Origin of the sequence: Pseudoalteromonas pernae, from assembly GCF_039831865.1 — a bacterium.
Classification (GTDB): Bacteria; Pseudomonadota; Gammaproteobacteria; order Enterobacterales; family Alteromonadaceae; genus Pseudoalteromonas; species Pseudoalteromonas pernae.
In genome coordinates, this window is the sequence record NZ_JBDODM010000002.1 from 629,398 (window position 1) to 655,826 (window position 26,429).

The window sequence follows — 26,429 nt, forward strand, 5'->3', positions numbered from 1 at the left end:
TCGTCTGTGATGACTGCTTAGTTCTTTGCCATCTGACTTTGCGTTGCACCACGCGCTGTGAGCGTCACGCGGCGGTCGAAGAAGTTGGTTTCGTATTCATTGCCGTTGGCGACGATACGCTGCTCACCCAAGCCTTGTGCATACAGCTGGTTTTGATTCACGCCTTGGCTGACTAGGTGTTGTGCGACAGCATCAGCTCGGCGTTGTGACAAGCTCAGGTTGGCTTCTTCATCACCTTGCACGTCAGCGTAACCATTGAGGTTGAGGGTTAAATCGGGTTTACGCTTTAAAATCAGTGCAAGTTGGTCAAGTTGTTCGGCAAAGTGCGGTTCGATTTTCGCTGAGCCCGAGCGAAACTGCACCGTCATCGCCAGCAAGTCATCTACACGGGCTTGCTCTAAACGATATTGCTCATCTTCTAGGGCGTTAATTTGCGCCATCAAAGCGCGGTTTTTATCCAAGGAATTTCGCAGTTGTTCATCGGTGTCCTGATATTGGCTCAGCATAATCGCTTGGTTATCTACGGTCTTTTCTGCCGCTTCTTTTTCACCAATGATGGCACCCACAAAGGCACCTGCGATTGCCCCCACAGGGCCGCCAACGATGGCACCGAATGCGGCTCCGCCACCTAGACCCCACACCGTTTCAGGCGCCATTTCTTTTTTCTCTTTTGCCATTGCTGGCGCGCTAACCATGACAGATACAAGTGCGGTTACTAAAAGTTGTTTTTTCATTGTTTTCATCCTTTATTACTCAGTTGGTCTAGGTGGGCGAGAAAATAAGTGGTTGGTGTCTCGCCTTGCTTGGAACTAATTAAAACAAGGCACAGTGGCAACAAAGGGGTGTAAAAAAGGAGAATTACAGAGCAATTGTGGCAACAAAAAGGCAACCCTGAGCGGTTCCTTAACAGCTTTTAAAGCAGCTTGTTAAATAAGGGCTAAAAGGTGTTGTTGGCGATAGAAGCAGGGGTTAATTGTGGCCACAAAGTAGTCACTTGCTGGCGTAAATTCGTGACGTCGGCAGAAGTTTGAAGTTGCACCTTACCTAGGGCGCTAGCGCTACATGTTTGCATCGCTATACGACGCTTAACTTGTTGAGCCACCGCTTGTTCCGTGGTGACCACTTGAACATGCTCAGGGAGAATTTGCTTTAACGTAGGCAGCACAAAGGCATAATGAGTACAGCCCAAAACGAGGGTATCAACCTGCTGCGCCAACAAAGGCTCAACATACTGCAACAATAGCCTTTGCATGTATTCTCCTTCCAAGTGCAGCGCTTCAATGGATGACGCCAGCTCTGGGCAGGACTGATAGACTATAGAACCACGCCCCTGCAACTGTCGTTCACAAAGATTTTGGAAGCTCGAAGAAGCAATCGTTGCAGGCGTAGCCAATACTCCAATAACCCCAGTTTGGCTCAATGCTAATGCAGGCTTCACACCGGGTTCTACTCCTATAATTGGCACTTGTGTACGTTCACGCAGTGCCTGTATAGCCGCCATAGTCGCAGTATTACACGCGACCACAATGGCTTTAGCCCCTTGATCAACGAGGTGTGAGGTAATGGCTTCACAGCGCTGTTGCACTTGCATCGGCGTTTTACTGCCATAGGGCATAAAACCCGCATCCGCGACATAAAGAATGTTCTCATAAGGCATGAGTTGGTGCACCGCTTGTGCAACGGTAAGTCCGCCAATTCCTGAGTCAAAAATGCCGATGGGGTGATTAAGCAAGGTACTGCGCGCTGTAATTAAATGAGGAGGCAAATTCTAAGGATTTTGCCGCACTTTGCCAACATGGAAGCAATAAAAAGCCGAGCTCATGGCCCGGCTTTTGACAACAACATGGAGTTAAAGATGAATCATCATTTCGGTGCCCAAACCTGGACCGTACACAATCGCGTTCAACAGCAGCCTTGCTGTGCCTTTGGTTGCGCCTCTAAAGTTCGGCACATTGGCAAACATGATCACTTGGCCATTCCCCTTAGCTTCGCGGGTAAGATAGACGGTATTACTCATACGCTGCGCCGCCTCAGGCCATAACAAACCGCTCATACGCACGTACAAATCTTGCCCCTGCGGCACCGTAGCCCAACCAATCATGCGCTGCTCAGCTTGTTTGTTCTCGCTCATGACGCCGTAGCGCACCACTGCATCCACACCTTGTTTGGTCATAAATAACGGCACGTTGCCTGCTAGTACAGGGAGTTGCTCCGTCACACCATAGCTTAACCAATGTTTTTGATCGGTACGTCCAGCTAAAATCGCGCCAGAAGGCATAAAGGCTGCCGTCCAATCATGCCATTGTTCAAGTTGCTCTTTCGACATGGGTTTTATGCTCTCCCCCTTATCCCATGGGAAAGACAGGCTAGCTGACACTGTATTCGCGTTAACTAATTCAGCATTGGCGATGGTGTCTTGCTTGGCTTGCCATTCACGCATAAGGGCAACATCGTATTCACCCGCTTTTTCAAAGCTCGCTTTTAATAAAGACACATTCGAGAACTCTTCTGCTGAGGCTAACTGCGCAGCAGAGTTACCATTGACTATCAAGGTGCCGCCCGCTTCAATCCACTTATCTAAGGTGACGATGTTTGATTTCGAGAGTTCACCGTACCAACGACTGGGCACTATTATCACGTTGTACAAACGCAAATCGCTAAACGACAACATCTCTTGATTAAGGTGGCTGTGGCGAATGCCCAGCTCAGTATCTAGCAAGTGCCACATCGAACCGATATCACCCGGTGCGATACCGTTTTGGCTTATAAAGGCAATTTTTGGTGGTGTTAACAGTTTGAAGTTTTCGCCGCCAATATCTGGTAAGTCACCTTTGCCTAAACCGCGCGTCACTGCCAATGCTTGTACTTTGACATCCTTTGCAGTCTGGTCGAGCAGTTTTTTAAGTTGGGTGTCACTCATGGCGTTATCGTATTTGTTAACTACCACCGAGCCACGGTTGAACTCTTGATCGTCAAACAAGCCTTTTTTATGTAGCACGCGCACTTTCACATTTTGCTCTAGCAAGCGTGCAGCAAACGCCACCGACGCATCACTGGCACCATCTACCATGTAGGCAATCGCGCCCTCTTTATCTACTAAGCCAAACTCGCTCGGACGCTGATACTCACCAAGACTTCTATCAAGATGCTGTGGTACTTCCAATGCGGGTAAGCCATACATCATGGAGACATTCCAAGCGGTGGTGTCGTACATAATTGAGCTGCCATCACGCAGTGTATTTTGTCGCTCTTCGAGCAATACCGAGTCTTTTAGCTCAGCGTCAAATTCCATAATGGTGGCAAGTAAAGGCGCATCATATTGACGGTTTTGCACAACAATGGAACCCTTAGGAATGGTGGTCGCTTTAACTTGGCCGAGGTGGTTTTTGGCCTTACTGACTTGAATATCTGCGGTGGTAATTGCGTATTCAATACCTTGTAAATCTAAAATATCCAATAACTTATGCAATCGAGAAGTGTTATCCGTAGGCAATATCACAAAGCTGCGCTGGCCGTATTTGCCTTGTGGGTCAATGTGCGCAAGGCGATTTTTCACAAAGTCCTTGTACATGGCCTTGCTGTATTTTTGTAGCGTTTCTAAGTTTGCCAACGAGCTTACATATTGATGATCCACCGACTCTTTGTAGGTGCGAATATTGCCGTTGTGAAGTCTCACGCCATCTTCCGCGGTACGCGCTTGCTCATAAAGAATATGCACTGAGCCCTTATATTCTGCATAGTTTGAATAACCAGGATACAAGTTCTCGAACCACTCGCCGGTGTAGTAAGGCCAGTTCTTGTTGTCGAATGCACCGGATTGCTCATCGGCAAATACTTCGCTCCATTGCCTTGTGCTGCTAGGAATATTGACATTGAGTGGCTCGCGCGGCGGGCCCATCAAGAAAGTATCCAATGCGCCCATTTCGTGAGCATCAATCATCAATTGCGGGAACCACTGATTAATGGCTTTAATGCGCCCCTTTGATTCAGGGTTTACAGCAAAATAAAAGTCGCGGTTGAGGTCGTAGTAATAATGGTTGGTGCGGCCAAATGGCCAAGCGCCTGAGTGCAGCAAAGATTGCACATCAAAGTTAGGCGCGGTGCCACGGTTTTCCTGCAAGCGTTTAGTGAAGCGCGCTCGACCGTCAGGGTTCATCATGGGGTCAACTAAGATAACCAGATCATCCAGCAATGACGCCACCTTGGGGTCTTTGGCTGCTAGTAATTGATAAATAAAGGCCAAAGATGCATCAGAACCTGACGACTCATTGCCATGAATGCTATAGGCCATCCAAGCTGTGCCCGGTGTTTCGTCTATTAGCTGGTCGATTTGCGCTTTTGATAAAGAGTCTGGCTCACTGAGTTTGGCAATATTCGCTTTTATGTTATCCAGATTCGCTAAATTCTTCGGTGAGCTTATCACTAAATAGTGCAGCGCCCTGCCTTCATAGCTACGTGCATATTCTATGATTTGCGCTTTCTCGCTTTGCTGCGCCCACAGGTTAACCAACTCATTAATTTGCTCTGGTGTTGCGGTGCGCTGCCCCACATCGAAGCCCAAAATATCCTGCGCCGGCGTAATCGCGGAATCGTACTCCCCCTGATGCAGTGCGGGGTATTGCGCACCTGATAATGGTGTGGGCTTCATCAATACAGTGGCTTGAGCGTGAGCACTGAGCATAGCGCCACACCAAGCTACGCTTGCTAGGATCCTGTTTAATTTCATTATTTTCTCTTAATTTTTATAATTTTACGCACCATCAAATATAGCAGTCAGCACCGCCACTGTGCGGATTTAAGACCAACTAACAAAACTCTGCGGTAGTTAGGGGTGAACTGAGCGTTTCGCATTTGATTGGAAAATAAAATGGTCGCGTTAGTGTCACTAGCACAGTAAGATTGTTGTTCTATCTGCAGATTTATAGTCCTAATTCACAGCCAAAAGTTGTGACATAGCTATACTACAGACGTAGCCACAGGATATGTGATGATTGAACCCAAAACTCCCGCGAACGAGCAAGCCAGAATTGAGGCTGTGCAACTCTTAAAATTGCTTGATACGCCAGCAGAAGAGCGCTTTGATCGGATCACCCGCATCGCTAAGCACATGTTTTCAGTACCCATAGTGTTGATCACGTTAGTTGACACCAATCGTCAATGGTTCAAATCGCGTCAAGGGTTAAATGAAGCACAAACACCGCGCTCGGTGTCTTTTTGTGGGCATGCAATTAACCAACAGGAGCCTCTCATCATCCCAAATGCACTGCTTGATGAGCGTTTTTCTGATAACCCACTGGTGTTAGATCCTCCGAATATACGATTCTATGCGGGCTGCCCAATTAGCTCACCTAGCGGTTATGCAGTTGGTACCTTGTGCCTGATTGACCAAGAACCAAAGCAATTTACCGATGCTGATATTCACATGCTCAAGGAGCTAGCATTACTTATTGAACATGAATTCAGACTCACCACATTAGTGACTCTTGATGAGCTCACTGGAATTAGTAATCGACGTGGGTTTGAAATGTTGGCGCAACATGCCTTAGCGCACTGTAAACGTGAGCAGCAAAATGCCTGCATGGTGTTTATCGATTTAGATAATTTTAAGAATATCAATGACACCCATGGCCACAACGTTGGTGACAAAGTCTTACAGGATTTTGCGCGGCATTTGAGTAATTCATTACGTGCTTCAGACATTTTTGCACGTATGGGAGGAGATGAGTTCGTCGTGCTGTTCAGCAATACCAACGAAGCAGAACTAGAAGGCCTGTTAACTCGCTTAAGCCAGCGTATTGACGCATATAACAGTGCTCAAGAGTCTACCTTGGTGCTTGAATACAGCCTAGGTCACGCGGAGTTTACCGGGGAACAAAGCCTAGCCGAGTTAATCACTTGGGCCGATTCACATATGTATGAGCACAAAAAAAATAAGCGTGACGCAAGGCGTTAACGCTTTACCTACTCACTGCGTGCAACTGTTAGCGTTGCCCTTATTACAGTAATGAAAGGGTAAATAGTAATGCTCTTGCTCTGGTTTTTTGCCGTGTTGAATGTAGTTGTAAAGTAGCTCAGCACCTTTTCGCCCCATCTCAAACGGGTCTTGGCCGATATTCACACTTGAGAGTCCATCAGCCAGCGCAAGCAATTGCTCTTGTTCTGTATCCGCCGACACAATAACCAGCTCTTTATTTTCAATTTGCTCTTTGTAGGGGCCCAGTTGGGAAATGTAGTCAGGATTAAACTGTGCAAACCCAGCAACGCCGATAAACATAGGACGCGGTTCATAGCTAATTAGCGTCATCAACTGTGCCAAGGCTTCATCTCTGCGCCCCATTGTATATAGTGGGCAGCGCGGATGTTCAGTCCACCCATTGGCACCGTCAAGGCGCTGATCTGCTTGCTTAGATAGGGCAAAACGCACACCTCGAATACGCTCGTTAAGATTCGGCGTACTTTGGTGCCCCGATTGAATACACACAGATTGGTTCGCTTGATTGCTGAAAGCTTGTGCAGCCTCTCCAAGCGCCACGCCAAAATCAAAATTATTGGTACCGACATAAGCCAAACGATAATGCGCATGTTGGGGAAGTAAATCAGAATCAAAGGTAATCACGGGAATACCTTTACTCTTGGCCAGGGTCAGCGCGCGTCCAGCAAGAAACTCCGAATCTGTTGTCGATACCAGCAAGCCGTCGATGTCTTGATTAAGCAACTCCTCCACTATCAAGACCTGTGTACGCACATCTTGATAATCATCTGAGCCGTCATAAATGCACTCTACGTCCGGATGGGATTCTGCAAACGCTTTACAGCCAGAAAAAGACGCCTGATAAAAGGTGTCATTCTTCGTTTTCCCCACCACAGCTAAGGTTAATTTGGCCGTTGCTTCAACACTTACCAAAGCCAAGATATTAAATAGCGATAACGTCAAAGCACGCTTAAAAAAGATCATATATTTATCACCACTGTCACTGCTCAACTCTCAGAACGTTCCGGCGTCAGTGCCTTTGTGAACATTATCACACCATTTTGTGAATTATGTAAATGTACGGGCAAGAGGGCACTATCGCGCACTCAGAGAAAGTAAACAGCACCTCAAAAAAAGCCAAAGAACTGAATTTGCTCTCATCATATTAGTACTATGTTGATCTAAGCATCAATATGAATCAGTGATAAAGAAGCCAATCAAAACAATAAGATGAAGGAAGTAAAATGCACTACACTGCCGCTTATAGCGCTTATTTCTGCTAAAATGACGAACTTGGAGGGGACTTTGGTGAATAAATTGAATTCCTCTATGCGTAGTTTAGCGTGTAAAATGCCGAACGTTTTTTTTGATATGCCGGAGCGCCATAAATGGCCACTTCTTCTACTTTGCTGTCATTTCAAAAAGTGTCTAAAAGTTTCGACCAAGCGGACATTTTAACTGACTTCAACCTAGAAATTTTCGATGGTGAATTCTTTACGATCCTAGGACCATCAGGGTGTGGTAAAACCACAGTACTGCGTTTAATCGCGGGCTTTGAATCGCCAGATGCTGGCGTGATTGCCATTGATGATCAAAACGTAAATGCCGTGTCTGCTGAGCAACGTCCGGTAAATACCGTGTTCCAAAGCTATGCCTTATTTCCTCACATGTCGGTGGCCGAGAATGTTGCCTTCGGTTTGAAAATGTCAGGTGTCGCTGCACCAGAACGCGCACAACGAGTAAAAGAAGCATTAGAGCTGGTTAAACTCACTGGATTTGAAAAACGCATGCCTTCGCAGCTTTCAGGTGGCCAAAAGCAACGCGTAGCTATTGCTCGTGCCATTGTCATGCGCCCCAAACTTCTGTTGTTAGACGAATCACTGTCAGCGCTTGATTACAAGCTACGCCAACAGATGCAGATGGAACTCAAACAAATTCAACGCCAGCTTGGTGTGACCTTTGTGTATGTGACCCACGACCAAGAAGAAGCACTGTCTATGTCTGACCGCATTTTGGTCATGAACAACGGTCAAGCACAGCAAATTGGCACCCCACGCGACATTTACGAACAACCGGTGAATTTATTCGTCGCACGCTTTATTGGCGAAATTAACGTATTCGACGCTGTGATACTGGAAAAAACAGGTGAATATGAATACCTCGCAGAGATCCAAGGGGTGCAAAAGCGCGTGCATTGCGACCAAAAACTCATCACCGGTGATGAAGTACACATACTTCTGCGTCCAGAAGATTTGCGCATTGAATATGTAGAAGATGTACCGCGCGATTCCGTAGGCTTCTTTGGTCACATTAAAGAGCGCAGCTACACCGGGCAAACTCTCGATTCCTTAATTGAAGTGGCTGATAACCAAGAAATTCGCGCCAGTGAATTCTTCAACGAAGATGACCCAGATTTCGATTACCGCATCGACCAAAAAGTGTGGATCAACTGGGTAGATGGTTGGGAACACGTGATCAAAAAGAGTGTGCTTTAATGTTTTCCTTTCGTCGTATGGTGATCACCCTCACCTTCACTTGGTTAACTATCATGGTGGTTGTGCCTCACCTACTGGTGTTGGTGACGAGCTTTTTAACGCCCGACAGTCAGCACTTGGCGATTTGGCCTGCGTCGCTTGAGGGCTATAAAAAAGTATTTCAACCTATCTACTTTGATGTATTTTTGAATAGCTTGTGGCTATCTGGCGTCTCTACCGTTATTTGTTTGCTCATTGGCTATCCCTTTGCGTTTATTCTCTCGCGCCAATCGCCGCTGACCCGAAACGTGCTGCTGGTATTGATGATGCTGCCGTTTTGGACCAACAGTTTAATTCGCACTTACGCCATCAAACTCATTCTCGGTAAAAAAGGCTTAATTAATACCGCCTTGCTGGGCATGGGCGTTATTGATGAACCGTTGAATATGCTGTACACCGAATTTGCGGTGATTTTTGGCTTAGTGTATATCTTGCTGCCATTTATGGTGCTGCCACTTATTTCCAGCTTTGAGAAGCTCTCTGCCGACTATGTGGAAGCCGCCAAAGACTTATCAGCTAATGCCCTGCAACGTTTTTGGCATGTCTACTTGCCGTTGACGTCACCGGGTATTGTCGCCGGTTGTTTAATTGTGTTCTTACCGGCGATGGGCATGTTCTATGTTGCCGATATCCTCGGTGGTGCCACTAACTTACTGCTTGGCAACGTGATTAAAAACCAATTCTTAGTGGTGCGTGATTGGCCATTTGGCTCGGCGTTCAGTATTAGCCTGATAGTCATCATGGGGTTAATGCTGTTTGCCTATTACAAAGCAAACCAGCTGGTGCAACGCAAAGGAGGTTTGGATGACGAAGCTCTTTAAAGGCACCTTCTTAACTGTTGCTTTTCTGTTCCTGTATGCACCAATTGCCGTGTTGGTGGTGAACTCGTTCAATAAATCTAAATATGGTCATAAATGGTCTGGGTTCTCGTGGAAATGGTATGAAAAACTGCTTGAAAACGACACCCTACTTACCGCCTTCACTAATTCATTGACGATTGCGGTGCTCGCCGCCAGTGCATCGGTGATTTTAGGTACCTTTATGGCGCTGGCGTTATATCGCTATAAATTTAGATTCAAGCAAGCAGCCAGTAGCTCGTTATTCATTGTGATGATGTCACCTGATATCGTGCTGGCAATTACCTTCTTGGTATTATTCATGGTGCTTGGATTACAACTTGGTTTTTGGACGTTATTCATCGCCCACACCACCTTTTGTTTACCGTTTGTGGTGATCACTATATACGCGCAACTGCGTGGTTTTGATCCTAACCTCGTTGAAGCAGCACAAGACTTAGGTGCGAGTGAGCGCCAGTTCTTTACCCATATTATGCTACCGTTATTGCTACCAGCGATCGCTGCTAGCTGGTTATTAACTTTCACGCTCAGTTTGGACGATGTGATCATCAGCTCGTTCGTGACTGGTCCTGAATATGAAGTGTTACCCATACGGGTATTTTCAATGGTGAAAGTTGGCGTTTCGCCAGAGGTAAACGTACTTGCCACCTTGTTACTCGCTTTCTCGGCGCTGTCGCTCATCGCGTTCAGCGTTTTAACTAAAAGGAAAAAATACGCATGAAGATTCTGCGCACCCTGATTGCTGCCACCGCTGCGCTTGCTGCAGCGAACGCATTTGCGGCTAGTAAAGTCGTTGTTTACAACTGGAGTGAATACATTCCTGAAGATGTGGTAACTCAGTTCACCGAAGAAACGGGCATCGAAGTGGTTTATTCGACCTACGAAAGCAACGAGGTGATGTACTCGAAGTTGCAACTGCAAAAGAACAAGGGCTACGACGTCGTTGTTCCATCAACTTACTACGTTGCCAAAATGGCTAAAGAAGGCATGCTACAAAAGCTAGACCCAGCTAAGCTAAGTAACAAAAGCAACCTAGACCCACAGCTTCTTAACAAAGAGTACGATCCAAATAACCAATACAGCATGCCTTATTTTTGGGGCTCAACAGGCATTGGCGTTAACAGCGAAGAGATGGATGTTGCGACTATCGATAGCTGGGCACAGCTTTGGGACCCGAAATACAAAAAGCAACTGCTGTTAACTGACGACGTGCGTGAAGTATTCCACATGGCGTTGGTGCTAAACGGCCACTCGCCAAACACCACCAACCCAGAAGAAATCAAACAAGCGTATGAGCGCCTGCAAAGCTTGATGCCAAATGTATTGGTATTTAACTCAGATGCACCACGCGAACCGTATTTAGCCGGTGACGTAGCGCTTGGCATGATTTGGAACGGCGAAGTCATGTTGGCGCAAGAAGAAGACGACAGCTTGAAATACGTATACCCAAAAGAAGGCGCTGTATTCTGGGTTGATAACTTTGTTATCCCAGCAGGTGCTGAAAACGTTGACGAAGCACACGCATTCATCAACTTTATGATGCGCCCAGACATCGCCCAAGCCTGTGTTGAGTACGTGGGCTACGCCACGGCTAACAAAGCGGCATTAGAACTACTCGATGAAGAAACACGCACTAACCCAGTAATCTTCCCTCCAGCAGAAATCATCGAACAAGGTGTATTCCAAACTGATGTAGGTGAAGCAATGGAGCTTTACAACCAGTACTGGGAAAAACTGAAAGTGGGCCAATAAGGCGTAACTAAGACGTTTTTTTGAAGAGGCTTAACTCGCAAGGGTTAAGCCTTTTTTGTGTGTTGGGTTAACAGTACTGCCCGCACGCGAAGCCGCAGCTCCATGCGTATTGGAAGTTATACCCGCCGAGCCAGCCGGTGACGTCAGTTACTTCACCAATAAAGTATAGGCCTGGTGCTTTTTTCGCTTCGAAGGTTTTTGAACTCAGCTCGTCGGTATCGACCCCACCCAATGTCACCTCTGCAGTGCGATAACCTTCGGTGCCGTTTGGTTTGATTTGCCAGTTGTGCAAATAGTCGTGTAGCGCGGCGATTTGGCCGTGCGTGAGCTGATTAATGTTGGCATCCGGGATGGCTTTGGTGTCGTGCAACATTTCCACAAAGCGTTTAGGCAAAATAGTGGCCAAGGCATTTTTCAATGACTTTTGCGCGCTTTGCTGACGTTGTTGCTCTAACCACTCTGTGATATTTAGCGTGGGGAGTAAGTTAATACTCACTGCCTGCCCTGCTCGCCAAAATGAGCTTATTTGCAAAATAGCAGGGCCAGATAAGCCGCGGTGAGTAAACAAAATATTCTCACGAAATTGGGTGCCGCATTCGCTTGAAACTAAGCAATCAACACTGATACCTGAGAGGCCATCGAAACGGTCTTTGTCGTGTTGGTGCAAAGTAAAGGGCACCAAGGCAGCCATGGTTGGCAACACCTTTAAGCCGAATTGCTCAGCAATTTTGTAACCTATGGGTGTCGCACCGAGTTTTGGCATGGTGAGACCACCGGATGCCACTACCAGCGACTCACATTCGTAAGTGTGTGTGCCTGTGGTGACAATATAGCCTTGCTCAGTTTTTTCAACGCTGATGACTTCGCTGCGCAATTGCACGCTCACGCCTGCCCATTCACATTCGGTCATAAGGATATCGACGATATCCTGAGCGCTGTTATCACAGAACAATTGGCCCAGGGTTTTGTGGTGGTATTGCAAGCCGTGGCGGTCAACCAAGTCGATAAAGTCGCGTTGGGTGTAACGGCTTAAGCATGATTTTACAAAATGCGGATTGGTGCACAGATAATTTTCAGGGCTGGCGTTTTCATTAGTGAAATTACAACGCCCGCCACCACTGATGAGGATTTTACGACCAGGCTTTTTGCCCATATCAACAACCACGACATCGCGGCCACGATACCCAGCTTGTGCTGCACACATTAAACCTGCGGCGCCAGCGCCAATAATCACCACATCTTTTTTAATCACTGTAAAACCCCTTCGCAAAACCAGCGCTATTCTACCAAGCTCAGGCGCGCAAAGATATTTACAATGCAATTAGGGCGGCGATTGCTGCTTGTATTCCCTAAAGCCCATACCTGTCCAGCGCTTAAAGGCTTTGGCAAAGGCGTTTTCGTCGGCATAGCCTAGCATGTCGGCAATACTGCTTTGGGAGCTGTTTTGGGCGCTAATTAGTTCTAATGCACGGCGCTTTTTGACTTGCTCGGAAAGCGCTTTAAAAGTGCTGTCGGCATCGGCCAATTTGCGGCTTAGGTGGCGCTCGCTCATGGCTAAACTGCCTGCGACCTGAGCGCGTGATAACCACGGCTGGCGCGCCAATAAGTAATTCACTTGTTCAACTACACTCTGCGGTTTGAGCTGTGCCAGCTGTTGCTTTGCCAATTCTTGCATTTGTGCCAACAAGGCTGGACTCACTTCCCGCTGCTTGCAATGCCAGTCTTCATCACTGTAAAGCAGGTAATAATGATTGGCATTAAATACCAATTTGGCCCCACCAAATACGCGACGATAGGCTTGTTCATCCGCCATCGCGGCGTGTGCAAAGCCCACTTCAAGTGGTTGAATATTTTGCCCTGCTACCCAACCTGCGCCCGTGGTGACACAAGATAAAATCGCCTCCATCCGCAAGGCTGCGGCACAACAGAAGTCGGGCTTGTAACTTAAGTGCCAGCCCTGCGATGAGTGACTTTTACTAAAGGTGCCGCCCTCGCCAATTAGCGGAGAATAACCAATCAAACTATCAACTGCAGCACCGATAGAGGGGCTGCTGAGTAATAAAAAGCCAAGAGTGTCAAAACTCTGCGGATTAAACGCTAGACCAATATTAAGACCCAGCTCTGCATCACCATGGGCTTCGAGTGCTTGCCACAGCGAGTCTTGTAAGGCCATAGGCAAGCGTTGATCATTGCCGTATTGGCTGATTTGCGCTTGCAACGCTTTATCCACCTCCACCCCGAGTTGGTCGAGGTAGTGCATGATGGTTTTACTAAAACTCGGCATCACACTGCGATTCATGCGTGTTCCCATTTGAGCATAATTTGTGAGAGGAGAACCGTTATCCTAAATCATATGTCCCGTATTAACCAGTTTTTGTCCCAAGAGTGCTATTTTCCTTTGTAAAAAAAGCGTTAACCTGGTTCGACCATTATGTAGGAGTTACTGGTTATGCATCCTTATGTAGTCATTGGCGCAGGCCCAATGGGTTTGTGTACGTTACGACGCTTAAAAGAACAGGCTATCCCCGTTGTTGGCCTAGAAGCGCACAGCAATGTGGGCGGCCTTTGGGATATCGACAGTGCCACCAGCACCATGTATGACTCAGCGCATCTTATTTCATCCAAGCGCATGACTGAGTTTGCCGACTTCCCCATGCGTGATGACGTGGCAACCTATCCGCGCCATGACCAAATGCGCCAGTACTTTAGAGACTATGCCGAGCACTTTAACTTGTATGAAGACTACCGCTTCAATAGCACGGTGGAGTCCATCACTCCACAAGGTGGCCAGTGGTTGGTGGTTTATAACCAAAATGGCGAGCGTCATGATTTGCTTGCCAGCGGAGTATTGCTCGCCAACGGTACGCTGCATCATCCAAATCGCCCACACTTTAAGGGCGAATTTAACGGTGAGCACATACACAGTTGTGACTACCGCAGTGCCGACATTTTTGCCGACAAACGAGTGTTGATCATTGGCTGTGGAAACAGTGGCTGCGACATCGCCGTAGATGCCGTGCACCGCGCTAAATCAGTGGATATGGTGGTACGACGTGGGTATTACTTCTTACCAAAGTTTGTTGCAGGTCGCCCAACCGATACCTTAGGTGGTAAAGTACGCCTGCCTAACAAACTGAAGCAGCTTGTTGATGGCACATTGGTCAGGTTGATTTCCGGCAAACCGAGTGCTTTTGGTCTGCCCGACCCTGATTACAAGATGTACGAATCACACCCCGTAGTAAATTCCATGTTTTTACATCATATAGGCCACGGCGACATTACCGTGCGCCCAAGCGTAGAGCAGCTAAATGGCAGTCAGGTGCAGTTCAATGACGGCACCTGTGCCCAGTACGACCTTATTTTGGAGGCAACGGGATACAAGTTGCATTACCCGTTTATCGCCAATGAACACCTTAACTGGCATGACGGTGCGCCGCAGCTTTATCTCAATGTATTCAACCCATTACATGAAAACTTGTTTGTCATGGGCATGGTGGAAGCGGCGGGCCTTGGCTGGCAAGGCCGTGATGACCAAGCGGCCTTAGTCGCTAAAGTGATCCGCATGCAAATCGACAATCCCAAAGCGGCGGCAAAATTCCACAATAAGGTAAAAGCCAAAGCGGGTGTGCGCATTGACGGTGGCATTAATTATTTGCAGTTAGAACGTATGGCCTATTACGTTCACAAGGCTGATTATTTAGCGGCAATTAAGGGCGAGATGCGTGAACTCGCGCCGGGAGCCTAAATGTCTAACGCTAGCTTGCTCGTGCTTAATACAATTCTTGCGTTGATGATGTTCGGTATTGCGCTGAGCCTCAAAGCCGAGGATTTTAAATCGGTGTTGCGCCGCCCGAAAGGCCCTTTGGTGGGTTTGGGCGCGCAGTTTATATTACTGCCTGCGCTTACGTGCGTGCTCACCATTATTATCCCGCTACCAGCGGATGTGGCATTAGGCCTGATACTAGTGAGTTGCTGCCCCGGTGGCAGTTTCTCCAATATTGTTACCTACTTGGCGCGTGGTAATACCGCGATGTCGGTGAGTATGACGGGCGTTGCCAGCTTAATGGCAGCCTTCCTTACCCCGTTTAATTTCATGCTCTATAGCTCGTTAAACCCTGAAACACGAGAATTACTGCAAGTGATTCAAGTGCCCAGCAGCAGTATTTTTGCCATTGTTGCCCTAGTGTTAGGTTTACCCCTGATTTTAGGGTTACTTGCAGGGCGCACATTCCCTGAGTTGGCGCGCAAGGTTGAACCCTTTTTCCGCATTGTATCGCTCGTCACTTTGTTCGCTTTTGTGGCTATCGCTCTGACTAAAAACTGGGAGCAATTTAAGCTCGGAGCCAGCATTTTTATCTTAGCTGTTGTGGCACACAATGCGCTTGCTCTCACAATAGGCTGGTTATCTGCCCGCTTAATGCAATTACCAAAAGCTGATGTAAGAGCCATTACTCTGGAAGTTGGGCTGCAAAATTCAGGCCTCGGCCTTGGCATTATTTTTACCTTTTTCAGTGACTTAACCGGTATGGCCGTGATTGCCGCTGCATGGGGAATTTGGCATCTGATCTCAGGCTTGGGACTGTGCCTTACTTGGCATCTCAAAGATAAGGCTCAGGTGCCAGAGCCTCAGTGCCGAAGTGGAGCGTCAGTGTATGAGTCTTAATATTTTAATCACTGGCAGCGAAGGCTACTTAGGGCAGCGTTTAACTGAACGATTAGCACCAGAACACACTGTGTTTGGTATTGATATTCGCCCACACGGTGGGCCGCATTATCACTATCAACAAATGGATATTCGCGACCCAAAATTGGCGCAGCTAATACGCACGCATAAAATCACCCATGTGATTCATCTGGCCAGTGTGATGCAAGCCTCTGACGATCATGAGCGCGACTATGATATTGATGTAGGCGGCACACAAAACTTGCTGCAAGCATGCGTGGGCTCAGACGTCACCCATATCACTGTAACAAGCAGTGGCGCTGCGTATGGCTATCACAAAGACAATCCCAGTTGGTTAAAGGAGACGCACCCACTGCGTGGTAATGATTCGTTTGCCTACAGCCGTCACAAACGTCTTGTGGAAGAATTGCTGCAAGGATACCGAGAGCGTCACCCTGAACTACATCAACTCATCTTGCGCCCAGGCACAGTACTGGGTGTTACAACGGCTAATCAAATCACACATTTGTTTCGCAAAAAAAGCATCCTGAGTATTAAAGGCAGCGACTCGCCATTTGTATTTATCTGGGATGAGGACGTCGTCGATATCGTCGTCAAAGGCGTTCTCGAACACCGCAGTGGTATTTATAACCTCGCCGGTGATGGCGCGCTCACGGTAACGCAAATTGCTGAACTGCTGAATAAACCAACACTCACCTTGCCAGCTTGGCTACTGCAAAGTGCTTTGTGGATTGGCTATCGCCTTGGTTTGTCGCGCTACAGCGCTGACCAACTGAAGTTTTTACGCTATCGCCCAGTGCTGGATAACCATGCGCTCAAACACGAATTTGGTTACACCCCAAAGAAGAGCTCCCGCGAAGTCTTTGAGTATTACCTGAGCCATAACGAGGAGATGCGCGGATGATTAGGTTAACAGCAACACGCCCAGTGGCAGTGATCACTGGCGCAGCTTCAGGGTTAGGATTAGACCTAGCGCGCAGCTTGTCGTCCTCGCACCAGTTAATTTTATTGGATGTGAATGAATCAGGGTTACAAAGTGCCGTTCAAGAACTAGAAGATGCGCACTATGTGCAATGTGACCTCACCGACAACGCCGGTTTGACTCGCACTATTGCGCTTATCAAAAGCATGACACCGCGTGTGGATTTACTGATCAACAACGCCGGTATTACTCATCGCTCATTAGCCCGTATCACCACTTCTGAAGTCATCGAGCGGGTTATGCAGATAAACTACTTCGCCCCCGTGCGCCTAACACAGGGCCTACTTAGTTTGCTCACCCACAGTGCGGGTAAAGTGGTTAATATCAGTTCTATGGCGGGATGGATGCCAGTGTTGGGGCGTGCCGGATATTGTGCCTCCAAATCAGCATTGCATCAGTATTTTGAAACCTTTAGGGCTGAGATGCGTGATTTAAACGTATCTGTTTTGATGGTGTACCCGAGCTTTTTGGACACCCCCATCGAGAACAATGCGCTAGCAGGTGATGGCGGTAAAACCCGCCACAAACGTTCGGTTGTCGGTAAAGTGCGTTCATCGCAGTGGATGGCGACAAATATAGTGAACGCCATAAACAGTAACAAGCAGCGACTATTTGGCGACTTCTTTAGTGCCTTTTCAGCACTACTTTACCGCCTCTCCCCCCGCGTGTTTTTGCACCTTATGCGTAAACGATTAGCGTCAGAACTCGAGGTGGAAGCATGAGCCTCCTCGTTGTTGCACTGGCAATTGTGTTTGCCTTTTCTATTGAAGCCATGACGGGTTTTGGCAGCATCGTTTTAGCGCTTTCCATTGGCGCACTGGTGATGGATATCCCAACCCTAATGATCTGGTTAGTACCGCTAAATTTGCTGCTTACTGTGCCACTAACATGGCGACATCGCAGGCAAATTCAAGTGTCATTTTTAGTACGCCAAGTGTTGCCGCTAATGGTGATAGGCACGTTGGGCGGGATATTCTTAACGCCCTATCTTCCTCCAGTTTGGGGGAAACTCGGCTTTGCCGCGCTAATTTGTTGGTTTGCGCTGCGCTCGCTGCTGTCGCTCAATGCCCCTGCCATGGGCAACACCCAGCAAAGAACCGTCATTCTGGGTGCCGGTGTTACCCACGGATTATTTGCCTCTGGCGGGCCATTACTTGTTTATTCACTGGCCAAAAGCCAGCTTGAGAAAGCGCAATTCCGCGCCACTTTACTGGCCGTGTGGCTAACGCTGAATTTATCGCTAACGCTGTGGTTTTTGTTTACTGGCAAACTCACAGCACAGGCCAATACCTTATTGATACTCGCCCCTTGCGCCATTTTTGGTGCTTGGTTGGGCAATTCACTACATAACAAAATCAATGCGAACCAATTCACCAAACTGGTGTTTGGGGTCCTTTTGCTGGTCGGTGTCATGCTCCTCGCAGCGTCACTCATCCAAGTAATAAACCAATAATAACAATGTAGGATGTCGTGCAATGAAGAACACACTAAAACTCAATGCGATTACCCTAGCCTTTAGCACTGCATTATTAAGTGCGCCTCATGCTCTTGCAGCAACCGAAGGCGCACAAAATAAAGAGCTAGAAGTGATCATGGTTACTGCGCAAAAACGCAGCCAAAGCGTTAAAGAAGTGCCTATTTCTGTAACTGCTGTAAGCGGTGAGAATCTGGTTAACAACAACATTAATGACAGTGAAGAATTGGCCACCCGTATTGCCAACTTCAATGTCAGTCAGTCTGGGCAGGGTTACAACATCACCATGCGCGGCTTGGGCTCAGGGCCAAACCAAGGCTTTGAGCAAACGGTGGGCACCTATGTTGATGGCGTATACCGAGGTCGTGCCTACCAAATGCGCAGTGCCTTTGTTGACTTAGAGCGCTTCGAAGTTTTACGTGGCCCGCAATCTACCTTGTTTGGCAAAAACACCACGGCAGGGGCGCTCAATATCACCACCGCCGCCCCTACTGAAGAGCTCAGTGGCTATGTAAGTGCAGCCTACGAATTCGATAACGGCTACACCCTTGATGGTGCAGTAAGTTCAGCGTTAACTGACAACCTGCAAGGTCGTGCAGCAATTAAGGTTATCGACCAAGACGGGCCTTATTACAATACCCTTGCCCAGCGCGACGAAGTGGGTCGCGATGGAGTGTTTGCGCGCCTTAGCTTAGCCTGGCAGCCTAGTGACGATCTCTCCATTTCATTGAAATATCAACATGATGAAGAAGACAATGTGGGTATTACACCGAGCCAGCCCGTTGCCGAGCCGACACTCTACAATGCGCCTTTACCGCCTGTATTTGGCGATGTGAGTCAGTATGTGGTGAATGATAAGCTCAACAAAGGCTTAGCTGCATTAGGTGAAAACGAGTTTGGCGAATTCAGTGCTGATTACCTGACATTAAACGCCCAATGGGATTTGGGTAGTCATGTGCTTACCAGTATCACTGGGTGGCAAGATTACAGCATGCTCCAAGCTAATGATGGCGACCACGGCCCAGCACCTCTCACTTACCGTGCCGATAGCATGGAAGAGTTTAACCAGTTCAGCCAAGAGCTTCGTATTTCGTCAGATTTAGAAGGCAAATTCAACTACATTGCTGGATTGTATTATCAAAGTTCAGAACTTGATTTCACTGAGCAATATATTATCTATCCACTCAACGCCATTGGCCCACGCGCCTTCACCAGCGACAGTGACACGCTAGCGGCATTCGCAAAGGTTGATTATCAATTCTCACCGTTGTGGCAAGCGTCATTGGGTTTGCGTTATTCAAAAGAAGACAAAGACGCTCGCCGCCAGTTAAGTATGGTCGAGCTCAACTCTGGCACGCCAGTGAACCAACTCGACGTTATCAATGTACCGCCGACCCTGCAAGCAATGGGTTTACCGCCGATGCTGCCCACGCCGATGTATTTGGCTATCCTGAAAAACAATTTAGGGCTTGAACAGCATGATATCAGCGGCTCACGCAGTGAAAATGAGTTCAACCCATCATTGAATATCAGCCGTAAGCTGGATAACGGTATGGTTTACGCCAGTGTGTCTACCGGCTCTAAATCAGGTGGTTATGACGCTCGTGCAAACCTTGCTAAAGATTGGGAATTTGAGCCAGAAAAAGTAACGGCCTATGAAGTAGGCACCAAGCTCACGTTACTCGATGGCAGCGCCGACTTAAACCTTGCACTATTCAGTATGCAATTTGAAGATCTGCAAACTTCCACCTTCGATGGTGTCGCTGGTTTCTATGTTGAAAATGGCGCAGAGTCGAGCAGCCAAGGTGTGGAAATTGATGGTCGTTGGTTAATGAGCGACAACTGGCAGCTATCCGGTAACATCGCTTACCTTGATTTCAGCTGGGATAACTTCAGCGGTGCCAAGTGTTTTAACAGCACCATGTACATGCCGGATAACCTTGAGAGCAATGGCGTAACCTGTGACTTATCGGGCAAATCAGGTGCTTACGCGCCGAAATTTTCGGGAAGTGTGAATCTCGATTACCTCACTGAACTCACAAATTCATTGGAGCTGAGCTTTAATCTTGAAGCGGTATTTAAATCCAGTTATTACACCAACTACGACTTAAATCCATTCACGGAACAAGCTGGTTACGGCAAACTCAATGCGCGCTTGGCGCTTGCCGATTACAACAATGGCTGGTCATTGGCCTTAATCGGCAAAAACCTAACTGACAGATACACCACCACGTACAGCACTGATATGTCGTTCGCACCTGCTGGTATGTACGCTAGTTGGGTAGAACCAGGAAGAAGTGTGGCAATACAAGCAAGCTACCGCTTTTAAAGAAGAAAAAACGGGCACTGAGCCCGTTTTCTTTTGTCCGCTACTTGGCGGCTGCGTACTTTGCGCTGAATCCCACGAAGAAATATAAGCTATTCCCTTAAGCTTAAAAGTAAGCATAAATTCTTAAACCAAACTCTTCTTAATGGCTTAAGTTACCATATTTATCCACTTATACGGCTGAATATAACTTTTTGTTCCCATAATATAATTAAATAATCTTTTAACATTATTTACAATTTATTTACTATTCACCCTCATTTTGTATCAATCTGGTACAAATTAGAAAAATAAATGGGGGTCCATATGACAACAAGAAAAACGCTTTTAGCGCTCGCTATACCAATGGCGCTAAGTTCATCAGCAGTATTTGCTAACTCAATTCAGGAAGTGGCTGCACCACAGCAAGCAAGTCTTGCGCAAATGCAGGCTAAACTTGAAGGTCAATCGTCCGCTTCGACGCGATTCATCATAAAATACAAAGACTCAGCTGAATTTGGTGTTAACGCAGCGGCAGCTGGCAATGCAAAAGCTCGTGCAAAAAACTTTGTAGACGGCTTTAAGAATCGCGGTCAAGCACGTGCCCAATATGTTCGCGAAATGGCACTGCAAAACCACCACGTGATCCGCACCGACAAAAAACTATCTGCACAAGAAGCACAACAATTTATGCAGGACATGGTTGCCAGCGGTGAAGTTGAATACATCGAAATCGACCAAATGTTAAAGCCGTTCGCTACACCTAACGATCCTCGTTATAGCGATCAGTGGCACTACTACGAAGCAGCGGCGGGCATTAATGCTCCAGCAGCATGGGATTCAGCAACTGGTGCTGGCGTAACAGTTGCGGTACTTGATACAGGTTACCGTCCGCACGCTGACCTTAATGCCAACATCATTCAAGGTTATGACATGATCTCTGACACCTTCGTAGCGAACGATGGTGGCGGTCGTGATAGCGATGCGCGTGACCCAGGTGATGCAATCACAGCAAACGAGTGTGGTTACACTCATGGAGCACAAAGCTCAAGCTGGCACGGTACGCACGTTGCTGGCACAGTAGCAGCTGTTGCTAATAATGGTGAAGGTGTAACTGGCGTTGCTTACGACGCGAAAGTTGTACCGGTACGTGTACTTGGTAAATGTGGTGGTTTAACATCTGATATCGCTGATGCGATCATCTGGGCATCGGGTGGTTCAGTATCTGGCGTACCAGCAAATGCAAACCCTGCTGATGTTATCAACATGAGTTTAGGTGGCAGCGGTTCATGTAGCTCTACGACACAAAATGCGATTAACCAAGCGCGTGCTAACGGCACTGCAATCGTTATTGCTGCGGGTAACGACAACGACAACTCAGCAAACTACAACCCAGGTAACTGTAGCGGCGTAATCAACGTGGCATCTGTAGGTCGTAACGGTGGTCGTGCTTACTACTCAAACTACGGTTCAAACATTGACGTTGCTGCACCGGGCGGCGCACAAAGCTTCGCCAATGATCCTGAAGGTATCTTGTCTACGCACAACTCAGGTTCATCGTCACCTTCAAGCGATAGCTACCACTACTCACAAGGTACGTCGATGGCGGCACCGCACGTAGCGGGTGTAGCTGCGCTAATCAAGCAAGCTAAACCAACAGCAACTCCAGATGAAATCGAAAGCATCTTGAAGCAAACAACAAAGAGCTTCTCAGCAACATGTAATAACTGCGGTACAGGTATTGTTGATGCTGCGGCAGCAGTTGCCCTAGCTGGCGGTGGTACAACACCTCCTCCAACGGGTGGTAACGAATTGACTCCAGGCCAAGCAGTTACAGGTCTAAGCGGTGCAGAGGGTTCGCAAACTACTTACACAATGACTGTGCCATCTGGCGCATCAAACGTGACCTTCACTACCAGTGGCGGTAGCGGTGACCTAGACATGTACGTTAAAGCAGGCAGCGCACCAACGACGTCGAGCTATGATTGTCGCCCATATGAGAATGGCAACAATGAAACATGTAGCTTCGACAGCCCAGCTGCGGGAACTTACTACGTGATGTTACGTGGTTACAGAGCCTACAGCAATGCGTCACTACTTGGTGAGCTAACTACGACTGGTGGTGGTACGGGCACCGGCGGCGGTGGTTCAGTTTCTGACATCTCAGCATCTGCTGGTCAGTGGAAGCACTACACGTTAGAAGTGCCTGCAGGTATGAGCACGTTGAATGTTGATATCTCAGGTGGTACGGGCGACGCGGATCTCTTCGTACGCTTCGGTGCACAACCTACGACAAGCACGTTCGATTGCCGTCCGTATAAAAACGGCAACGCTGAAAGCTGTAGCTTCACTAACCCACAGGCAGGTACATGGCACATCAGCCTGAATGCTTACAAAACATTCTCAGGCGTGACATTGAACGCGCAGTACAACCCGTAGAAGTTTAGCTAACATCAATACTCCTACTAATGCAAAAGGCCGCTCATAGAGCGGCCTTTTTTTTTCAGTTATTGGTGTTATCGCTTACAAGTTGGCAAGTACGTGCTCTGCTTTTGACACTTCAAATTGTTTGTCTTGTTCAACGAACAATTGAGTAACCACACCGTTATTTACCACCATAGCGTAACGCTGTGAGCGCACACCACCAAAAGCGCCAGTGTCTTTGTCTAAACCTAATGCTTTGGTAAAGCTGGCATCACCATCCCCTAACATCATGATGTCACCCGCGTTTTGGCTATCACCCCACGCCTTCATCACAAATGCATCGTTCACAGACACACAGATAATGGCATCCACACCTTGCTCTTTGAATTGCGCTGCGTGCGCAATAAAACCCGGTAGATGCGACGCTGAACATGTTGGTGTAAAAGCGCCCGGCACTGCGAACAACACCACTTTTTTATTGCTGAATAGCTCATCTGTGGTAAGCGTATTCATGCCCTGCTCTGTTAACTGAGTCAGTGAGGCATTTGGAAGTTGTTGACCTTGAGCAATCATAAGTATGTCCTTGAGTATTTGCTAATGTGCTAAAAGGTTAGCACGTTAAAATCCCAAACTCTCTCTAATGGTCACCATTTGTTGCTGCAATGAGTGATTAATTTCTTTGACCTTAGAATCTGAGCCTTCAATTTGTGCCTGCATATCCAACATCGACGATTCAAACTGTTCGAGCATCTGTTGTTGTCGCGCGGCGTAATCGGTCGCTTGCTCCGCCACATCACTCGCTTGTGCAGCACTTTGAGACACAGATTCAGCATTACGTTTTAGCTCTTGGGCGTTGTCGGTTTGCGATTGCGCCTGTGCAGCTAAGCCATTGATGTTGTCGGATACCCGCTGAGAGTGACCACTGAGTTCATTCAGTTGCGCGTGAATATCGCTAAGCGATTGCTGTGTTTGTTGCGCCAGTTTACGTACTTCATCGGCAACCACAGCAAAGCCCCGACCATGCTCACCGGCACGGGCTGATTCAATGGCTGCGTTGAGCGCCAGTAAATTGGTTTGTTCAGCAATGGTGTTGATCACATCTAACACTTTGGAGACATCCTCCACACCGGCAAGTAACTGTTTGAGACTTTGCATGCCTTCATCAATACGTTGCTCAGTTGTGGACGAGGCTTGCAGCATATTCTCGGCGTAATTCACACTTTGTTGCATGGTGCCGAGCGTGAGCTGCGCATTTTGAGCCACTTGTGCATTAACAGCGTTAACATCATCACCTAACTGCTGTACTTCCACCAACAAGGTGCGACTGTGCCCAGCTAAGGCTGCGCTTTGCTCTGCACCTTGACTGATGTTTTCGAGGTTATTGCTCATATCGCTCATAAATTCATTGATCACTTTGAGCATTTGTTGGCGTGCCTGATCTTGCTCTTGCAGGCTCTGCAACAGCTGATTGAAGTACGCAGCGATTTCACCCACTTCGGTTTTGTCGCTCTTACTGCTAATGGGCTTAAGCTCGTTACTTTCAATTAAGGCAGCAAAGCCATCACGCAACTGGCGAAGCGGGTTTAATACTTGTGAGCGTTGCAGTACATACACGGCAATTGCCAACAGCAATAAGCCACCTATCGCAGTGCCAAACGACATCAGCACGCGTGCTTTTACTGCGTTCTGTTCGTCCACTAGCCGTTGCTCAGCAGCTATCACTACATCAACAATTTGTGCCAATTCTGCACGTAATTGTTCCATCCCCTGTTGACGAGTTTGCCCTTGCTCAATGGTGCCTTGTAAATCGCGTGGGAAACGCTTGGGCCAAGTGCGTATTTCAGCCTTGATCTCATCAGCCAAATCTTCAGGCTCGGCGCCAAAAAACAATTCATCCTCATCAACTTCAGCCATCACGCCTAAGTTATCAAGCCTCTCTATTTGTGCAGCTAAAGCGTTTAACTGAGCAAGCGCTTGATTAACCGATTCTTCTTTTTCTTTGCTGTACTGCTGGTTTAATGCCTGTGTCGCCAGAGTCAGCGTTAACACACTTTGATAATAATCCCCTGCGAGAGTGACGTATTGATCCGCCAACTCACGTTTATCTTCGTCTGCTTTACGCGCATAACTCAGTAATGATGTTGCCGACCCAGCCATTTGCCATAATGCGTTATCAAGTAACGCTGTGTCATTTCCTGAAAGCTTGCCTAGGGCACGGTAATCTCCCTGAATGCCTTTAAGTAACTGCGCAAACATCGGCGTCAGTTGTTTTTGTAATGGCTCAGAAAGTCCATTAAGCGTTTGCTGTTGAATGGTTTCGATACGTTGTTGCGCGTTAAGTAGATATTGAGCGTCACCCGCGCTGAGATAGTCTTCAATATCTGCAAAGAGGTGAATGATAACGTCGTCTTTGAGTTGGCCGTATTGCGTGGTTTGCTGTTCTAAGTTCACTAAGGTGCTGTAAGCCCACCAAAGTGTCACAACCAACATCACACTGGCAAGGGAAAGAAGTAAGGCCAGCAATCGCGTAAAGGTAGAGACGCGCATAATCATCCAATGAATAAAATGTAGATGCGCGTAGATTATTAAGTATTTATGACATTTGTATTAAAAGGCGCACAAAAGTGCGATGTACCCACTTTAAAACCAAGACTATTTCATGGCTGCGTTTACATACACATCAAAGCGGTTTTTCTTGGTTTTGATTTGCGTGCTCGGCGTTTTATCTTGCAAAAATGGCGCATAGTCAGGACGCTTCACTACCACTCGTTTGCTCGCAATGTTCAGCGCTGGAGTAAGTAAGTCATCAGCATCAGCATCATCGCCAACAAGAGACTGAAATACACGCATTTCCTTTTTGACCAGTGCTGATTTCTCGCGATGCGGAAACATAGGGTCGAGATACACCACTTCCACTTCATCTTCAAATTCAGGGAGTTGCGAAAGTAACACATGGCTACTGCCATGATGCAGTTGCATGCGTTCTTTCATCCATGGGCCAATTTCGGCATCAATATACGCGCGCTCAAGGCCATCAAACAGTAACGCAGCTACCACAGGGTGGCGTTCAAATAAGGTAACTTTGCAACCCAATGACGCTAATACAAACCCGTCTCGCCCCAGACCCGCCGTGGCATCAAGCACGTGCGGCAAGGCCCCTTTATTTAAGCCAACGGCCTTTGCAATCGCCTGTCCTTTACCACCACCAAACTTGCGACGATGCGCAGTCGCACCACTGACGAAATCAACACGAATTGGGCTGAGCTTGGGTTCATCGCGCTTGGCCAGTGACAAACCATGCTCATCATATTGCAGATAAAATTCATCATCCAAATGGCATTGGTCAAGCTTAAAACGCGCAGCTAGGGAGTCGCAATACGCTTGCGCTTGTTCAATTCGGCAATAGATTTGCACCACTTTCTCCGAGGCAAAACAAAGGAGTGCCT

Annotated in this window: 21 protein-coding genes; 12 read left to right on the forward strand and 9 right to left on the reverse strand. The window is 47.6% G+C overall.

Going from position 1 to position 26,429, the window contains the following annotated elements:
• Positions 1-17 precede the first annotated feature (17 nt).
• The 3 genes from pdsO to V1358_RS07120 all read right to left on the reverse strand — a co-directional run bounded on the left by pdsO (position 18) and on the right by V1358_RS07120 (position 4,726).
• Positions 18-734 (reverse strand): sortase-associated OmpA-like protein PdsO, encoded by a 717-nt coding sequence (pdsO, locus tag V1358_RS07110; RefSeq protein ID WP_347393038.1) that lies wholly within the window; start codon positions 732-734, stop codon positions 18-20.
• A 203-nt stretch (positions 735-937) separates the two neighbouring features.
• Positions 938-1,732 carry a glutamate racemase gene (gene murI, locus V1358_RS07115; RefSeq protein ID WP_347391713.1) on the reverse strand — a complete coding sequence of 265 codons (795 nt, stop codon included), beginning with the start codon at positions 1,730-1,732 and terminating at the stop codon, positions 938-940.
• A gap of 117 nt (positions 1,733-1,849) precedes the next feature.
• On the reverse strand, positions 1,850-4,726 hold the full coding sequence (locus V1358_RS07120; RefSeq protein WP_347393039.1) for a M14 family zinc carboxypeptidase: 2,877 nt from the start codon (positions 4,724-4,726) through the stop codon (positions 1,850-1,852).
• Positions 4,727-4,987: 261 nt separating this feature from the next.
• Between V1358_RS07120 and V1358_RS07125 the strand changes: the two genes are divergently transcribed.
• Positions 4,988-5,953: a sensor domain-containing diguanylate cyclase gene (locus V1358_RS07125; protein WP_347393040.1), complete on the forward strand. Its 966-nt coding sequence runs from the start codon at positions 4,988-4,990 to the stop codon at positions 5,951-5,953.
• 12 nt (positions 5,954-5,965) lie between these two features.
• Here V1358_RS07125 and V1358_RS07130 read toward each other — a convergent pair whose 3' ends face one another.
• Positions 5,966-6,955 carry a substrate-binding domain-containing protein gene (locus tag V1358_RS07130; protein ID WP_347391710.1) on the reverse strand — a complete coding sequence of 330 codons (990 nt, stop codon included), beginning with the start codon at positions 6,953-6,955 and terminating at the stop codon, positions 5,966-5,968.
• Positions 6,956-7,359: 404 nt separating this feature from the next.
• On the opposite strand from V1358_RS07130, the gene potA reads away from it, so the two are divergent.
• The 4 genes from potA to V1358_RS07150 are packed head-to-tail and all read left to right on the forward strand — an operon-like array spanning position 7,360 to position 11,114.
• Complete coding sequence (gene potA / locus V1358_RS07135; protein ID WP_347393041.1) at positions 7,360-8,466, forward strand: spermidine/putrescine ABC transporter ATP-binding protein PotA; 1,107 nt, start codon at positions 7,360-7,362, stop codon at positions 8,464-8,466.
• Positions 8,466-9,326 (forward strand): spermidine/putrescine ABC transporter permease PotB, encoded by an 861-nt coding sequence (gene potB, locus V1358_RS07140; RefSeq protein WP_347393042.1) that lies wholly within the window; start codon positions 8,466-8,468, stop codon positions 9,324-9,326. The genes potA and potB overlap by 1 nt, the downstream gene beginning before the upstream one ends.
• A complete protein-coding gene (potC, locus tag V1358_RS07145; protein ID WP_347393043.1) occupies positions 9,310-10,083 on the forward strand; it encodes a spermidine/putrescine ABC transporter permease PotC in 774 nt (257 codons plus the stop codon). Before potB ends, potC begins: the two co-directional genes overlap by 17 nt.
• The gene (locus tag V1358_RS07150) at positions 10,080-11,114 is read left to right on the forward strand and encodes an extracellular solute-binding protein (protein ID WP_347391706.1); all 1,035 of its coding nucleotides are present in this window, start codon (positions 10,080-10,082) and stop codon (positions 11,112-11,114) included. Before potC ends, V1358_RS07150 begins: the two co-directional genes overlap by 4 nt.
• Before the next feature lie 67 nt (positions 11,115-11,181).
• Here V1358_RS07150 and V1358_RS07155 read toward each other — a convergent pair whose 3' ends face one another.
• Positions 11,182-12,366 carry a BaiN/RdsA family NAD(P)/FAD-dependent oxidoreductase gene (locus tag V1358_RS07155; protein WP_347393044.1) on the reverse strand — a complete coding sequence of 395 codons (1,185 nt, stop codon included), beginning with the start codon at positions 12,364-12,366 and terminating at the stop codon, positions 11,182-11,184.
• A 69-nt stretch (positions 12,367-12,435) separates the two neighbouring features.
• Positions 12,436-13,413 carry an AraC family transcriptional regulator gene (locus V1358_RS07160; protein WP_347393045.1) on the reverse strand — a complete coding sequence of 326 codons (978 nt, stop codon included), beginning with the start codon at positions 13,411-13,413 and terminating at the stop codon, positions 12,436-12,438.
• A gap of 150 nt (positions 13,414-13,563) precedes the next feature.
• Here V1358_RS07160 and V1358_RS07165 point away from each other — a divergent pair, with 150 nt between their 5' ends.
• The 7 genes from V1358_RS07165 to V1358_RS07195 all read left to right on the forward strand — a co-directional run bounded on the left by V1358_RS07165 (position 13,564) and on the right by V1358_RS07195 (position 22,998).
• Positions 13,564-14,859, forward strand: a complete 1,296-nt coding sequence (locus V1358_RS07165; protein WP_347393046.1) for a flavin-containing monooxygenase — start codon at positions 13,564-13,566, stop codon at positions 14,857-14,859.
• A complete protein-coding gene (locus V1358_RS07170) occupies positions 14,860-15,777 on the forward strand; it encodes a bile acid:sodium symporter family protein (protein WP_347393047.1) in 918 nt (305 codons plus the stop codon).
• The gene (locus V1358_RS07175; protein WP_347393048.1) at positions 15,767-16,702 is read left to right on the forward strand and encodes an SDR family oxidoreductase; all 936 of its coding nucleotides are present in this window, start codon (positions 15,767-15,769) and stop codon (positions 16,700-16,702) included. Before V1358_RS07170 ends, V1358_RS07175 begins: the two co-directional genes overlap by 11 nt.
• Positions 16,699-17,502 (forward strand): SDR family NAD(P)-dependent oxidoreductase, encoded by an 804-nt coding sequence (locus V1358_RS07180; protein ID WP_347393049.1) that lies wholly within the window; start codon positions 16,699-16,701, stop codon positions 17,500-17,502. Before V1358_RS07175 ends, V1358_RS07180 begins: the two co-directional genes overlap by 4 nt.
• Positions 17,499-18,233: a TSUP family transporter gene (locus V1358_RS07185; protein ID WP_347393050.1), complete on the forward strand. Its 735-nt coding sequence runs from the start codon at positions 17,499-17,501 to the stop codon at positions 18,231-18,233. Before V1358_RS07180 ends, V1358_RS07185 begins: the two co-directional genes overlap by 4 nt.
• Positions 18,234-18,255: 22 nt before the next feature.
• Positions 18,256-20,583 (forward strand): TonB-dependent receptor, encoded by a 2,328-nt coding sequence (locus tag V1358_RS07190; protein ID WP_347393051.1) that lies wholly within the window; start codon positions 18,256-18,258, stop codon positions 20,581-20,583.
• Between the two features lie 303 nt (positions 20,584-20,886).
• A complete protein-coding gene (locus V1358_RS07195; RefSeq protein ID WP_347393052.1) occupies positions 20,887-22,998 on the forward strand; it encodes a S8 family serine peptidase in 2,112 nt (703 codons plus the stop codon).
• Between the two features lie 84 nt (positions 22,999-23,082).
• Here the strand turns inward: V1358_RS07195 and V1358_RS07200 are convergent, their stop codons facing one another.
• From V1358_RS07200 to V1358_RS07210, 3 genes are all read right to left on the reverse strand, one after another.
• Positions 23,083-23,556, reverse strand: a complete 474-nt coding sequence (locus tag V1358_RS07200) for a peroxiredoxin (RefSeq protein ID WP_347390443.1) — start codon at positions 23,554-23,556, stop codon at positions 23,083-23,085.
• Between the two features lie 45 nt (positions 23,557-23,601).
• The gene (locus tag V1358_RS07205) at positions 23,602-25,530 is read right to left on the reverse strand and encodes a methyl-accepting chemotaxis protein (RefSeq protein WP_347393053.1); all 1,929 of its coding nucleotides are present in this window, start codon (positions 25,528-25,530) and stop codon (positions 23,602-23,604) included.
• Between the two features lie 105 nt (positions 25,531-25,635).
• Positions 25,636-26,397 carry a class I SAM-dependent methyltransferase gene (locus V1358_RS07210; protein WP_347393054.1) on the reverse strand — a complete coding sequence of 254 codons (762 nt, stop codon included), beginning with the start codon at positions 26,395-26,397 and terminating at the stop codon, positions 25,636-25,638.
• Positions 26,398-26,429: the final 32 nt, after the last annotated feature.